Annotated in this window: 13 protein-coding genes; 9 read left to right on the forward strand and 4 right to left on the reverse strand. The window is 51.2% G+C overall.

All coding sequences use genetic code 11. The features are described 5' to 3' along the window. From OMP95_RS08445 to OMP95_RS08455, 3 genes are all read left to right on the forward strand, one after another. Window positions 1–302: hypothetical protein (locus tag OMP95_RS08445; protein WP_266327828.1), on the forward strand; the 302-nt coding region annotated here is incomplete at its 5' end. Between the two features lie 138 nt (window positions 303–440). Continuing rightward, window positions 441–1,196, forward strand: coding sequence for a DUF4197 domain-containing protein (locus tag OMP95_RS08450; RefSeq protein WP_266327829.1), 756 nt, complete (start codon window positions 441–443; stop codon window positions 1,194–1,196). A 71-nt stretch (window positions 1,197–1,267) separates the two neighbouring features. After that, window positions 1,268–2,032, forward strand: coding sequence for an elongation factor-1 alpha (locus OMP95_RS08455; RefSeq protein ID WP_266327830.1), 765 nt, complete (start codon window positions 1,268–1,270; stop codon window positions 2,030–2,032). 116 nt (window positions 2,033–2,148) lie between these two features. Here OMP95_RS08455 and OMP95_RS08460 read toward each other — a convergent pair whose 3' ends face one another. Both OMP95_RS08460 and OMP95_RS08465 read right to left on the reverse strand, forming a co-directional pair. Then, on the reverse strand, window positions 2,149–4,047 hold the full coding sequence (locus tag OMP95_RS08460) for an ATP-binding cassette domain-containing protein (protein WP_266327831.1): 1,899 nt from the start codon (window positions 4,045–4,047) through the stop codon (window positions 2,149–2,151). Between the two features lie 2 nt (window positions 4,048–4,049). After that, window positions 4,050–5,948, reverse strand: a complete 1,899-nt coding sequence (locus tag OMP95_RS08465) for an ATP-binding cassette domain-containing protein (RefSeq protein ID WP_266327832.1) — start codon at window positions 5,946–5,948, stop codon at window positions 4,050–4,052. Window positions 5,949–6,205: 257 nt separating this feature from the next. Between OMP95_RS08465 and OMP95_RS08470 the strand changes: the two genes are divergently transcribed. Further along, window positions 6,206–7,540: an ATP-grasp domain-containing protein gene (locus OMP95_RS08470; protein WP_266327833.1), complete on the forward strand. Its 1,335-nt coding sequence runs from the start codon at window positions 6,206–6,208 to the stop codon at window positions 7,538–7,540. Next, window positions 7,537–9,576, forward strand: coding sequence for a CocE/NonD family hydrolase (locus tag OMP95_RS08475; protein ID WP_266327834.1), 2,040 nt, complete (start codon window positions 7,537–7,539; stop codon window positions 9,574–9,576). The genes OMP95_RS08470 and OMP95_RS08475 overlap by 4 nt, the downstream gene beginning before the upstream one ends. A 28-nt stretch (window positions 9,577–9,604) precedes the next feature. Here OMP95_RS08475 and ung read toward each other — a convergent pair whose 3' ends face one another. Next, a complete protein-coding gene (gene ung, locus OMP95_RS08480) occupies window positions 9,605–10,288 on the reverse strand; it encodes a uracil-DNA glycosylase (protein WP_266327835.1) in 684 nt (227 codons plus the stop codon). 99 nt (window positions 10,289–10,387) lie between these two features. Here ung and OMP95_RS08485 point away from each other — a divergent pair, with 99 nt between their 5' ends. Further along, window positions 10,388–10,720: a YnfA family protein gene (locus OMP95_RS08485; RefSeq protein WP_266327836.1), complete on the forward strand. Its 333-nt coding sequence runs from the start codon at window positions 10,388–10,390 to the stop codon at window positions 10,718–10,720. Between the two features lie 141 nt (window positions 10,721–10,861). On the opposite strand, the gene OMP95_RS08490 is transcribed toward OMP95_RS08485, so the two are convergent. After that, the gene (locus OMP95_RS08490) at window positions 10,862–11,311 is read right to left on the reverse strand and encodes a Spy/CpxP family protein refolding chaperone (protein ID WP_266327837.1); all 450 of its coding nucleotides are present in this window, start codon (window positions 11,309–11,311) and stop codon (window positions 10,862–10,864) included. Between the two features lie 198 nt (window positions 11,312–11,509). Between OMP95_RS08490 and OMP95_RS08495 the strand changes: the two genes are divergently transcribed. From OMP95_RS08495 to OMP95_RS08505, 3 genes are all read left to right on the forward strand, one after another. After that, window positions 11,510–12,196 (forward strand): response regulator transcription factor, encoded by a 687-nt coding sequence (locus OMP95_RS08495; protein ID WP_266327838.1) that lies wholly within the window; start codon window positions 11,510–11,512, stop codon window positions 12,194–12,196. 2 nt (window positions 12,197–12,198) lie between these two features. Then, window positions 12,199–13,563 (forward strand): ATP-binding protein, encoded by a 1,365-nt coding sequence (locus OMP95_RS08500; RefSeq protein ID WP_266327839.1) that lies wholly within the window; start codon window positions 12,199–12,201, stop codon window positions 13,561–13,563. A 109-nt stretch (window positions 13,564–13,672) separates the two neighbouring features. After that, the gene (locus OMP95_RS08505; RefSeq protein ID WP_266327840.1) at window positions 13,673–14,614 is read left to right on the forward strand and encodes a helix-turn-helix domain-containing protein; all 942 of its coding nucleotides are present in this window, start codon (window positions 13,673–13,675) and stop codon (window positions 14,612–14,614) included. Window positions 14,615–14,828: the final 214 nt, after the last annotated feature.

A 14,828-nucleotide genomic window follows, 5' to 3' on the forward strand; every position in this document is an offset into this window, starting at 1 on the left:
GTGAACTGGCTGAACACACCAAAAATATTCAGGCCGATAACAAAGTGGCGTTAACCATCACTGATATCGAAAATGAAAACAGCCCCGGTAGCGGTGCCCGCATCACCTGCCTCGCTGAAGCGGTAAGAAGTAACGAGCAACAAGCTTTGAGTCTACTTTATCAACAGCGTTTCAGTGATGCCGAGATAATTCTGCAGCTGCCCGGTTTCCAGTTTTACCAACTCAATCTACAGGCCGTCAGACTAATTGCAGGCTTTGGCGACATCCAGTGGCTGACCCCTGATCAATTAACGTTAATATAACAAGGCGTCTGAACATTCAATAATGGCCGTATGAGTATCTGAAGAGCATGGCTTGACGCATTTCAGACATCAATGGCAATGAACGCATTGAACTCTGTAAGTCATGCCGCTAAGCCACCTTGAAAAGGAAATACCATCATGAATATGAGCAAACGCATTCTCATCTCATTGGCCGTCAGCAATCTGCTGCTGATTGGCAGCGCTCAGGCTGACTGGAAAACCATTCTTAATGATCTGGGAGAAGCAGGCAAAACGTTCTTGCCTGGTTCTGACTCCAGTGAAGATCTTGATACCAGTACCATTATTTCCGGGCTGAAAGAAGCATTAAGTGTCGGCAGCCAGCGTGCCATCGACAATATCAGTCAAACCAACGGCTTTCTGGATAATCCCCAGATCCGTATTCCCATGCCCCCGCAGGTGGAGAAAGTCGGCAGTCTGATGCGACAGTTCGGCATGAGTGAACTGGCTGACGAGTTTGAAACCAGTATGAATCATGCTGCTGAGAAGGCGGCACCCGAAGCCACTGATATCGTTGTCAATGCTATAAAAGACATGACGATTGATGATGCCAAACAGATTCTGAATGGTCCTGATGATGCCGCCACACAGTACTTCAGAGAACAGACCAGCGACAGACTGACCACCCTGTTTCGCCCGGCAATAAAAGACTCACTGGACCAGGTCGGCTCCACCCATTATTACAATCAGCTGAACGATAGGGTATCCAGTATCCCGGTGGTAGGTGAAAATCTCAATGTGAATCTCCCTGATTACGTCACTGAACAGGCGCTCAACGGCTTGTTTACCATGCTCGCACTCGAGGAAAAGAAAATTCGCGAAAATCCTGCCGCCAGAACCACAGAATTGCTGAAAAAAGTGTTTCAGCAGCAATAAGACTGTGGAAGCTACTCATCGGTAGGCTAATGTAATACCATAATGGCCACATAAATCGTAAAGGAATAATCATGCCGTATCCGCACCATATCAATTTGTCCAGTCAAGGCACTTCGCTCAAAGCCCTGTTCACGGGGTATTTGATGGTAGTAGCAGTAGGTTACATGATGGCCCTGGTACAAATTCAATTTACCCATGGTATGGCTGACGGGGAACTGGGTTTGTCTATTGATGATATTGTTTACAGTTATTACGGCCAACGTTCCGGCTCGGTACTGGAAAGTAAACTCAATGGGTCCATGCAGGTAATGGCACCTGAGCAAGAACGCCTCAAAATTATTAACTGGGTGTATAAAGGTGCTGATGAACAGGCTTTTTACGATAACGGTATCCGTCAGATCTTCGACAACCGCTGTATTGCCTGCCACAATCCTGATTCCGGCATGCCAGTGCCGAACTTCATTGAGTTCGAGAATATTGCCAAGCGTGCCGAAACAGATACCGGTGCCACCTTTTCTTCACTGGCACGCGTATCTCATATCCATCTATTCGGTATCGCCTTCATTTTCATGTTTGTCGGTCTGATCTTCAGTCTGGCAGCAGGTGTACCCAAACCGCTTAAAGTGACGGCGATTATCACCCCATATGTGTTCTTGCTGGTTGATATTTCCTCTTGGTGGTTAACCAAGCTGAACCCTTATTTTGCATGGTTGGTCATTATTGCCGGTGCGGCGATGGCATTGTCTTTTGCCTTTATGTGGCTGGTATCCCTGTATGAAATGTGGATCCTGCCGCATAAACATGTCGATAACCGTGATGCCTTACTTGATGAGTAATGTTTAATAGTTGGATATATAACCATACCAGGGCGACTTCTACAGTCGCCTTGGCTTGTTGGATATATTCCGACTTTATTACAACAGGGAAATGCCGCTTAGGGCTTGCAATTGACTCAACCGTTCTGCTTGTCTTCCAGCTGTTCCCAACGCGCATATAACTGTTCAAGTTCGGCTGTTAGATCCGCCAATTGCTGTTGCAGCTGACTGATTGTTGCCGCTTCTTTTTTATAAAAATCTGGATCAGCCATCTGCTGATGCAATGTTTCCTGTTCTGCTTCCAGCTTTTCAATTCTGGCAGGCAAGGCCTTGAGGTCCTGCTTTTCCTGATAGCTCAGTGCCGAGCTTTTCTGTACCGGCGGTTTCACTTCCAAGGCAGGCTTGGTTTTATTTCCCGCCCTCGCCGCTTTATCGGCTTTTTGCGGACGCTGGTGCAGCCAGTCATCGTAACCGCCGACATATTCCCGCAGTTTTCCATCCTCATCAAACACGATGCTGCTGGTCACCACATTATTCAAAAAAGCCCGATCATGGCTGACCAATAACAAGGTACCGCTGTAGTTGAGCAGTAAATCTTCCAGCAGTTCCAGCGTTTCAGCATCCAGATCATTGGTTGGTTCATCCATCACCAGCAGATTGGCGGGCTGGGTAAACAGTTTGGCCAGCAGCAGACGATTACGTTCGCCCCCCGATAAGGCTTTTACCGGCGTTCTGGCCCGTTCAGGCGTGAACAGAAAATCCTGCAGATAACCGATGATATGTTTGCGGGAGCCATTGATATCAACATGATCACTACCCTGCCCCACGTTTTCCACCACGCTTTCTTCTTCGTTAAGCTGGCTGCGCAGTTGATCAAAAAAAGCGATTTCCAGATTGGTGCCCAGTTTGACGGTGCCGGTCTCTGGCTCAGCGCGTTGCAGCAGAATCGACAATAAGGTGCTCTTGCCGCAACCATTCGGACCAATGATACCGATGCGATCGCCGCGCTGAATCAGCGTAGTAAAATCGTCAAACAGCACTTTTCCGTCATAACTCTGACCGATATGTTCGGCCTCAATGACCAGTTTGCCGCTGCGCTCGGCTTCTTGCAGCTGCATCGACACATTGCCCAGTTTGTCACGGCGCTGACTGCGTTCCCGGCGCAACTGCTGCAAAGCCCTCACTCTGCCTTCATTGCGGGTTCGGCGCGCCTTGATCCCCTGCCGGATCCAGATTTCTTCCTGCGCCAGTTTTTTATCAAACTGTGCATTCTGCTCGGCTTCTGCCGCCAGTATTTCCTCGCGTTTTTTCAGGTAGTTGGCATAATCTCCCGGGAAACTGAACAGCTGTCCGCGATCCAGTTGCACAATGCGGGTTGCCAGAGCCTGCAGGAAGGCCCGGTCATGGGTGATAAATAACAGCGTGCCGCCGTAGCTTTTAAGAAAGCCTTCCAGCCAGGTGATTGATTCAATATCAAGATGGTTGGTCGGCTCATCCAGCAGCAGAATATCGGGATGTTTGACCAGCGCCTGCGCCAGTAGCACCCGGCGTTTTTTACCGCCTGACAGGCTGTCAAAATCATCATCGGCATTCAGAGATAGTCTGGAAATCACTGTTTCCACCTGCTGTTCCATACTCCAGCCGTCAGCCGCTTCCAGTTTGTGCTGCGCTTGTTCCAGCTTGGCCAGCACCGCGTTTGAACTGTCCGTTTCAAGCTGATGCAAAACCTCATGATATTCCATCAGCAAGGGAGCAATATTTCCCAGTCCGGCGGCGACCACATCAAAGACTTTGCCGTGGGTGCCAATCGGCACTTCCTGTTCCAGCCGGGCAATTTTAATCTCCTGCACACCGGTCATTTCACCGCTATCAGCCTTGATTTCCCCGGCTATCAGTTTCATCAGGGTCGATTTGCCGGCACCGTTGCGGCCAACCAGACACACACGTTCGCCCCGATCCAGCTGAAAGTCGACCTTATCAAGCAGGTTGGGACCGCCAAAACTGACGGTAATTTGTTTCAATGACAGTAATGCCACACTCAGTCCTCAGCGGTCTGTGCCGCTTCCAGTTGTTCACTGGCCTCAAGCCATTGCATTTCGACCTGTTCCAGTTCAGTTTTTAAATCAGCCTGCTGTTGCAGGAGCTGTTTGAGTTTGTCTTTCGCCTGCTCACTGTAGAGCTCGTTATCCGCCAGTTTGTCTTCCAGCTCGATCAACGCTTTTGTCAGTTTGTCCATCTGCTGTTCCGCCTTTTTAGCGGCATTTCTCAGCGGTTGCAGTTTCTGGCGTTGTTCGGCAGCAGCGCGGCGGTCCTGCTTTTTATTATTGCCATTGCCGGCGGTTGCAGCCGTATCGGTTTTCTGGGGCTTGTCCTTGTTGAGCAACCATTGGCGGTAATCATCCAGATCACCATCAAAACGTTTTGCCTGCCCAGCTGATACCAGCCACAAATCATCGGTCACCGTACGCAATAAATGCCGATCATGCGACACCACCACCAACGCACCTTCAAACTCTTGCAAGGCCACTGTCAGCGCCAGTCGCATTTCCAGATCGAGATGGTTGGTAGGTTCATCCAGCAGCAATACCACAGGACGTTGATATACCAACAAGGCCAGCACCAGTCTTGCTTTTTCGCCGCCGGAAAACGGCGCAACCGGACCCAGTGCCGCTTCACCATGAAAACCAAAGCCGCCGAGGAAGTTGCGCAGCTCCTGTTCTCCGGCCTGCCTGTCCAATCGCTGCAGATGCTTTAGTGGACTGTCGTCAGGATAGAGTTGTTCCAGCTGATGCTGCGCAAAATAACCGATACCAATATCCTTGGCTTCCTTGCGCTTGCCCGTCAATGGCGGCAGCTCATCGGCGATCAGTTTGATCAGCGTTGATTTACCCGCACCATTAGGCCCCAGCAGGCCGATACGATCGCCGGGCGCCAGACTGAGTTTGATATTGCTGATAAGCGGTTTACCGGCATAACCGACTGAGGCTTTATCCAGACTGATTAAAGGCACGGACAAACGTGTCGGTGGCAGGAAACTGAACTGAAACGGCGAGTCGACATGTGCCGGCGCAATTAACTCCATGCGTTCCAGTGCCTTGATTCGGCTTTGTGCCTGTCTGGCTTTGGTCGCTTTGGCTTTGAAACGGGTGACAAAACTGCGCATATGCGCGATTTCACGTTGCTGTTTCTGATGCGCCGCCTGCTGATTTGCCAGATGTTCGGCCCGCGCCAGTTCAAAGTCGGAATAAGAACCGGTGTAGAGTTTGATGCGCTCCTGCTCGATATGTGCGATATGCGTGACCACGCGATCAAGAAAGTCACGATCATGCGAAATCACCAGCAGCGTACCCGGATAATTACGCAGCCACTCCTCCAGCCAATACACCGCTTCCAGATCCAGATGATTGGTCGGTTCATCCAGCAACAGCAGGTCAGAACGGCACATCAACGCCTGTGCCAGATTCAAACGCATGCGCCAGCCACCCGAAAATGAAGTGACCGGTGACATTTCCTGCCCGGCTGTAAACCCCAGACCATGCATCAATTTACCGGCCCGGCTGTTGGCCGTATAAGCGTCTATTGCAGCCAGTTTGTCGTGCAATACACTTTGCAAATGGCCATCATCGTCCGCTTCCGCTTGTGCAAGTTCGGCGTTTAACCGGGTGAGTTCCGCATCCCCTTGCAGCACATACTCTATGGCTGGTGTATCTACGGCGGGTGTTTCCTGGGCAACATGGGCAATGACCCATGACTCAGGAATGGATACCGAACCGGTATCAGCATGGAGTTGATCCCGCAACATAGCAAACAGACTGGATTTGCCGGTGCCGTTAGCACCGGTCAGACCCACCCGCTGTCCGGGATGAATGATCAGGTTGGCAGATTCAAATAACAGACGCGTACCACGACGCAATGAGAGCTGGCTCAGTTTTATCATGGCGCACATCCCTGTGCGCCACCGCTCCGCGGCAGCCCACGGCTGTGCAACTTTGATCCCGTCAAATTTGTCATGGCGCGCATTGTACCAAGGCCAGCCGTTGAAAATCAGCTTTTATCGACGCTGCCTATTTGACCTTGCCATAAGAGTGATTCATATTGAATTAAAAGCTGGCTGACCAGATCTGATTAGCAGAAGAAATTTTTGCAACCAGGCCAGATAGCCAGTCTGCGGAATATAGGGAGGCATGACCCCAGATGACCGCGCGGCGAGATAAGCGAAACATATTCGTACTGGGCTACGACGAGGCTCACAGTACCGATCTCTTGCAGATTCGAGACGCCGAACGCTTCCTGTTTCATCCACTGCTTCACTCAAGCGAGGTCATCCACCAGGATAATTATTTCATCGACGAGAAGCTGGGCAAGGCCAGAGATATACTCAATTCATTCGAAGGCTCCATCGATGCCATCATCTGCCATTGGGATTTTCCGGCCACCTCGATGGCAGCCATACTCTGTGAGGAGTATGGCCTGAAATCCCCCTCACTAGAAGCCGTACTCAAATGCTCACACAAGTTCTGGAGCCGGCTGGAGCAGCAAAAGGTTGTGCCCGAAAACACACCTGCATTCTGCGCGGTAGACCCTTTCGACGATCAAGCCGAGGACAAACTATCGCTGGAATACCCTTTCTGGCTCAAACCGATCAAGGGGTATGGTTCCATGCTCGGCTTTCGTATCAACGATGCGCACGATTTCAAGCGGGCTTTGGCGATTGTGCGCGACAAAATCCGCCGTATCGGCGATCCCTTCAACACCATCCTGGACCGGATCGATTTGCCCGCCGCTGTTGTCGGCGTGAACGGTAATTACCTGATCGCGGAACAGTTTATCCACGGTATCGAAATAGCTCCAGAAGGCTCGGTTCAAAACGGCAATTTCACCATACACGGCGTCATCGACATGGTGCGCGATAAGAATCACAAAAGCTTCCTGCGTTACGAATATCCCTCCCAATCACCACCTAAAATTCAACAAAGAGCCATCAACATAGCAGAAAAGGTGCTCGGTCAAATCGGTTTCGACAATGGCTGCTTCAATATGGAGTTCTTCTGGGACAGGGAAACGGACGATCTGTGGATCGTGGAGATCAATCCCCGCATTTCGCAGTCTCACTCATACCAGTTCGAGAAGGTGAACGGCATGTCCAATCATGAAGTGGCGATCCACGTCGCACTGGGAGACAAGGCGCATCTTCGTCATGGCGATGGTCCCTACAAACATGCAGCCAAGTTCCTGCTACGGCATTACACGCAGCAGGATGCACTGGTAGAGCGAGCTCCGTCCCGGGCGGACATGGAGCAGCTCAAAGCGCTGCAACCGGACACCGATGTCGAGATCAGAGTCAAGCAGGGACAGCGGCTTTCTACGCTTTGCGACCAGGATCCCTACAGTTATATGCTGGCAGAAATAGAAGTCGCTGCGCAAACCACGCACGAGATGCTGGAAAAGTATCACCAGGCAGTGGCTTTGCTGCCTTTCGAATTTAGAGCAGTTAACGGATCGAAGCAGGAGGAGAGCGGCCAAACATGACTTTCGAACAGATAGACACGGCTAGCCTGCCCTGGGACATCGAAGTCCACGAGCATATTTGGATCCCGCTGGCCGACGGCGAACGTCTGGCGGCCAGGCTTTGGCTGCCAGTGGATGCCTTCCGCCGCCCGGTGCCGGCGATCCTTGAGTACATACCATACCGCAAACGCGATCTCACCCGTGCTCGTGACGCTCTCACCCATCCATGGCTCGCCGGACATGGTTATGCCTGCATACGTGTAGACCTGCGAGGAAGCGGCGAATCCGATGGCGTGCTGAAGGACCAGTACCGGGAACAGGAACTGGACGACGGTGTACAGGTGATAAACTGGCTGTCGGAACAGCCCTGGTGTGATGGAAACGTGGGAATGATGGGTATTTCCTGGGGCGGCTTCAACGCCCTGCAGGTCGCCGCAAAAAGGCCGCAAGCGCTGAAAGCCGTAATTTCCGCCTGTTCCACCGACGACCTCTATGTCGATAACATGCACTACATGGGCGGCTGCCTGCTCACGGACAACCTGTCGGAATCGACGACGATGTTCACCGCCAACAGTTCGCCGCCCGATCCCGAGCTTGTCGGAGAAAGATGGAGAGAGATGTGGCTGCAGCGCCTGGAAGGCAGTGGTCTTTGGCTTGAGACCTGGCTGCGGCACCAGCATCGCGACAGCTACTGGCACCATGGTTCCGTCTGCGAGGACTATGGTGCTATCCAGTGCCCTGTAATGGCCATCGGCGGCTGGGCCGACGGTTACACCAATGCCATTTTCAGATTGCTAGCGCACCTGGATGTACCGCGCCAGGGCTTGATCGGCCCTTGGGGACACAAGTATCCTCATCAAGGCATTCCGGGGCCGGCCATCGGTTTCCTGCAGGAATCCTTGCGCTGGTGGGATAGGTGGCTGAAAGACATCGACACCGGGATCATGAAGGAGCCCATGCTGCGGGCGTGGATGCAGGACAGCGTGCCGCCCACCACCTATTACCACGAAAGGCCCGGCCGCTGGGTCGGCGAAAATGAATGGCCCTCGAAGCGAATCGATCACAAGCGTTTCGTGCTGAAGCCTCTATGCCTTGTTCCTGACGATACGGTAGCGCCTCATAACATGCCCATAGATCTAACTATCTCATCACCACTCAGCGTGGGGCTGTTCGCCGGAAAATGGTGCTCCTACGCTGCGGCCCCCGACTTGCCACATGACCAGCGCGAAGAAGATGGTGGGGCCTTGATTTTTGAGAGCGAACCACTGGCAGAGGATATCGAGATCTTGGGGGCTCCTTCCCTGAAACTCACCCTTTCCAGCAATCAGGCCATAGCCATGATCGCGGCGCGGCTTTCAGATGTGGCGCCGACAGACAAGGCCACACGAGTAACCTACGGCTTGCTGAACCTCAATCACCGCTATGGGCATGACCACCCGGAAAATTTGATGCCGGGCGAAGAGTTCGTAGTGGAGCTAAGACTCAATCATATCGCCCAAGTTTTCCCGGCTGGCCACCGCCTGCGCCTGAGCCTTTCCACTTCTTACTGGCCCTTGGCCTGGCCGCCGCCCCGGCCGGTTCAGTTGACGATAAAAACGCTGTCCTCCTACCTGAGCCTACCCATAAGACCCCGGCGTGATGCCGATATCGATATCCACTTTGAATCACCGCAGGGCACACAGCAAATAGCCATCACCCAGCTAGAACCACCCCATCACAACTGGCTGGTTCATCGTGATCTCGCTGAGGATCTGTCTACACTGGAAGTCATACAAGACCAGGGGAAATACCGCATCGAGCAGATCGACCTGGACGTCACCAACCGGATATGGAACTGGTACAGCTATCGTGACGACGACTTCTGCTCACCAAAAGGGGAAACCAGGACGGAACGTTGCTTCCGGCGCGGTGACTGGTCGGTGCGCACCACGACACATACCGTGTTGACTGCTGATAATACCAATTTTTACATTTGGGCCGAACTGGATGCCTGGGAAGGTAAAAAACGCATCTTCTCCCGCAACTGGGATGTCACCATCCCACGCCTTTTCCTATAAAGCATGCTTAACACGCGTCTTACTCGTATTAAGGCATGGCCGGCAACTGCCAGTCGATCGGTGTTTTACCATGCTGCAGCAAATACTCATTGGCCTTGCTGAAATGGCGACAGCCGAAAAAACCACGATGGGCCGATAATGGCGAGGGATGCGGCGCTTTTAAAACCAGGTGACGCTGCGGATCGATGACGGCCCCCTTCTTCTGGGCGTAACTGCCCCACAACATAAACACCACATGCTCGCACTGCTCGTTAACAGTCGCGATCACCTTGTCGGTAAATTGCTCCCATCCCTTGCCCTGATGCGAATTGGCTTTTGAATCTTCCACCGTCAATACGGCATTAAGCAATAATACCCCCTGCCTGGCCCAGCTCTCCAGATAACCATGATTAACCGGTTCAACACCCAAATCTGTCTGCAATTCCTTATAGATATTGACCAGCGAGGGGGGAATCTTGACCCCCGATTGTACCGAAAAGCACAAACCATGAGCCTGTCCCGGCTGATGATAGGGATCCTGACCGAGAATCACCACTTTCACCTGATCCAGTGGCGTGGCCTCCAGCGCGTGAAACCAGTTTTGTGAGTGGGGATAAATCGTTTTATGGTTATCTTTTTCAGCACGCAGAAACTGTTTCAGAGCCAGCATATAGGGGGCGGCAAACTCAGCGCCTAACACCTCCTGCCAGCTGGGAGCCCTTTCCAACACCATCTTTGTTTCCCTTTATCTTGTGATAAAGTGCCTATGATAACGAATTCAATAGCTGGCTGTCGCATCACGGCCGGCGGGTGGCCAAGCAGGGACTTTATTGTGGAATTGTTAAAAACCCTTACTTTATTCGGCGCCACCGCAGTGGCTGAGATTGTAGGTTGCTACTTGCCGTATCTGTGGTTGAAACAGGGACATTCCGTCTGGTTACTGTTACCGGCAGCACTCAGTCTGGCTATATTTGTCTGGCTGCTGACTTTGCATCCTCATGCGGCAGGCCGGGTTTATGCCGCTTATGGCGGTGTTTACGTCAGTGTCGCTTTATTTTGGTTATGGGCCGTAGATTCGGTACGCCCGAGTTTCACTGACTATATTGGCGTCGCGGTATGTCTGCTGGGCATGTTTATTATCATGTTCGGGCCGCGGCAGGTTTGAATTCAGCCGCACTGGCAGCGTTAGCAAAACTCAACTAAAAAATGCAGCAGCTCCCTCCTGCTTTAAGCTGGGAGAGGATTGGAGGGAGCTGTGCATATACCTGTGATATCGTGCATTTCCAAGTATCACGGGTATAAACGTTTAGTGACGCATTTTTTCCTTAAACCTGGCCATTTTGGCTTTCAATTGTTCCTGCTGTTCCGGTGTCAGTACATTGAACACATCATGATGAAATTTTGCTCTTTCAGTCGCTCTTTGTTTTTGCAAGATCATCGATTGATCGATCAGAGATTCCAGTTCGGCCTCATTGAAATTATCTGACATGGTCAAATCATGAATGGCTTTTCTGATTTCCCGGCTCTGGCCTTTTTGTGCCTGACGATCGGCATGACGTTTTTCCATCATCGCTTTAATCTGGGCTGTCTGCGTATCGCTCAGATCCAGATCACGCAGATGAAAAGGAATATCACCCGCTTTTTTATGCTTCATCTGATGATGAGATTTATCGCCACATTCCTGACCGGCATGTTCCACCGGATTGGCCATAGCGGCAATGGGTATCAGGCTCAGTAAAATCATTAACTTCCGCATATTCTTCTCCTTGTTTAGGGTTTGGCGCTGGTGAGATGCTGCGGCTAAAGCCGTCATCCCCCTAGACAGTGCCAGTATCTCCCAGCCGGGCGTAAAGAAACGTTAGCCAAAGGTAAAGTTAGGTAAAGTTGGTTCCAGCTGTCTGGTGACGCTCATGGCTTGCGGCTATGATGAACACAGATAAGAGAGAGGGCTATTGTGGCAAACCTGCTGATTATTGATGATGATGTTGAACTGGCAGAGTTGTTTCAGGACTATCTGCAACAGGAAGGTTTCAACGTCGAAACAGTCTTTAACGGCCGCAACGGACTTGATGCCGCGTTGAGCGGCAGTTTTGATCTGGTCATCCTCGATATGATGCTGCCGGATATCAAAGGCACCGATATTCTGGTTCAGATCCGGCAGCAAAGCCTGATTCCGGTGCTGATGTTTACCGCCAAGGGGGACGATGTTGATCGCATTATTGGTCTGGAATCCGGCGCTGATGATTATGTTCCCAAACCATGCACACCGCGGGAGCTGGTTGCGCGGATTCGTGCCATTTTGCGGCGCACCGATAACAGCTTTGGCAGTGATATGGATAAAGTCATCAAAAATGGCCCCTTGCAGCTCTGGACAGAAAAACGCAAAGCCGTCTGGTTTGAGCAGGAACTCGATCTGACCAGCACCGAGTTCAATCTGCTGGAAGCGCTGGCAAGGCAGGCCGGTCAGGTTGTGAGCAAAAATGAATTATCCGAACGTGCACTGGGGCGCCCGTTAGCTCGTTTTGATCGCAGTATAGACGTTCATATGAGCAGTATTCGTCACAAACTGGGGCAGCAGGCTGATGGCCATCTTTATATCCAGACCATTCGTGGTCAGGGTTATCAATTAATTAAAGAGTAATCATGGGGCGCTTATTCTGGAAATTCTTGTTCAGCTTCTGGCTGACCTTATTACTTGCCGGTATCAGCGTCGGCACCCTGGTCTGGTTGAAACAGGCGGCTGATAACGAAGAAGACTTTAGCAAAGTCAGATTAATTGATCGGCATGGCTTGCCTTTTGTGTCGGTCGCTGCAGATATTGCAGAACACGGCGGTTTGCCGGCGCTAATCGCATTCTTACAACAGCTCGACAATTCACCGATGCCTTCTGTACTGGCCATCAATGAAAACGGCGAAGACATCCTCAGCCGCGAAGTGGATGCCGATGCCCTATCACAAGCCAGAGAATGGGTTGAAATGGGCAAACGCCGCGTAGTCAGGCTCATCCCGTCGCAGCAAGGCAATCTGCTATTGTTTGCACCGATGCCATCGGAGCAGCAAGTCTTCAGCCAACAACCGAGAAAGCGCCCGCCGCCGCCTCATGCCAGACATTGGCCATTAATATTACTGTTTGCCTCAGGCTTTATAGCCAGTCTGATGTTCAGTGCGCTGCTGGCCTGGTATTTCACCCGCCCTATCCGCAGCTTGAAACAGGCGTTCAATGCTGTCGCCCAGGGCAAACTCGATACCAGAGTCAGTCCAGAGATGGGCCATCGTCAGGATGAACTTGCCGAACTGGGGCAAAATTTTGATTATATGGCTTCTCAAATCAGCAGTCTGGTTAACGGTCAGCGGCGCTTATTACACGATGTTTCTCACGAACTGCGTTCGCCTTTAGCACGGATGCAGGCTGCCATCGGAATTGCCCAGCAGCAACCGGACAAGGTGGAGCCGACATTGCAGCGTCTGGAACGCGAAGCGCAGCGAATCAGCGATTTGGTTGGTGAACTATTGTTATTGTCTCGTATGGAAACCGGCGTCAATCATCGTCACGACAGCAAAGTCGATCTCACCGTATTGCTGGATGAAATAGTTGAAGATGCCCGCTTTGAAGCCGCCAGCAAACAAATTGAAATTATTTATCAATCAGCTGAAAACATTCAGATTCACGGTCAGCAGGAGTTGTTGCATCGCGCCATTGAAAATGTATTACGCAACGCAATCAAATTCAGTCATCCCGGTAGTGAAGTCAAAGTGACTATTCACAAAGACAACGCCCAAAAACAACTCACCATCAGCGTAGAAGATCAGGGACCCGGCGTGGCGGAAGCCGAACTGGAGAATATTTTCCAGCCTTTTTTCCGGGGTAAAGCCGAGCAGCGGCGCGATAGTATTGGTCTGGGGCTTACCATTGCACAACGGGCGGTTGAAGCTCACCGGGGCCATATTGAAGCCCATAACCGCAGTGCAGGCGGTTTACAGATCATCATCATCCTGAATCTCGTTTAAAAGCCTTCCCGCCAAGCGCATGGAAGGCGTTAAAGTTATGATGCTTGCCAGCTGATTAAATTAGTTTTATATTCATTTGATAATGATTATCAATATCAAATAAGACCTTATGCAATTTTCCCAATACATTCAGCAATCACGCCGTAAACACCTCCTCACTCAAAGCGAACTCGCCGAACAAATGGCCTGCCGTTTCGCCGAGTTGAGCGAACTGGACAGTAACACTATCAGCCGCTGGGAGCGGGGGCAGCATACCCCCGCCATTGACCGGCAGCGTTTATGTGTTGAATTTTTTGGCGACAACCCGGTTGAGAAACTGCCGTTCCACCTTGCTCATACATCCGCGGTAACCCCTGCTCAGAATCAGGCCCGGCAACGTTTGCTCAAACAGCTGTCGCAACAACGTTTTAATACACTGGTCGGCGGCTTGCCTGCATTTTCACCCGACTCACAGCTTGAAAGATGCCGTCACGGCTCAGAGGAAGCAGCTTATATTGAGTTTATATCGACACTGCGCAATCGACTCAGTCCGGAGCAAATGCCGCTTACAGCAGCTGTAATTATTGACTGGCTGCGGCATCCCGGTGCTTATCTATGGTTAATAAAACATCAATCACACCCGCTCCTGCACTGTTTGTTTGTGCACCTTAAACCCGCTGTTTACCAGCAATTGCTCTATCAACATCGCGAAGAATCAACATTAACGGCAGATGACCTGGCCTCGCCCGATGAAAACAGCTGTCTGTATATTATCAGTCTCTACAGCACGGGAAACGAGACGTTGGTGGATTTGTATCTGCACCTGTATCAGCACTGCTTTCAACATCGGGGCCGATTGCAGTCATTGGGTATGCTGGCAACGCATAATGATGATATAAAACTCGGCCGCCACTTAGCGATGCAAGTCAAACAAACCAGTCCGGCATTAGCCCACGGCACCGTGCAATATCTGGCAAAGCGCCACACCTGGGCCACGCTGACCGGTCATATCAGTCAACTGCTGCTGATGCCTGCAACACGCCTGTCGATACAAACCAGCACTATCAGCTAGGCATAAAATAAAAGAAATTTATTTTACTATGCCTTTTTAATCGTTAATAATAATCATTATTATTTGCAACTGAAGGAATGCTTGATGACATTCATGGAGGAACGACATCAACACTCCCTCTCTCTAAAGTCTGAAAACCGAGTTGTTGCCAGCATTCTGCTGGCAACTTTTTTCAGCCCTTTCTCAAGATAAATCAGGATCAATACTGATCTTT

It is taken from the genome of Methylophaga sp. OBS4 (genome assembly GCF_026319305.1).
Classification (GTDB): domain Bacteria; phylum Pseudomonadota; class Gammaproteobacteria; order Nitrosococcales; family Methylophagaceae; genus Methylophaga.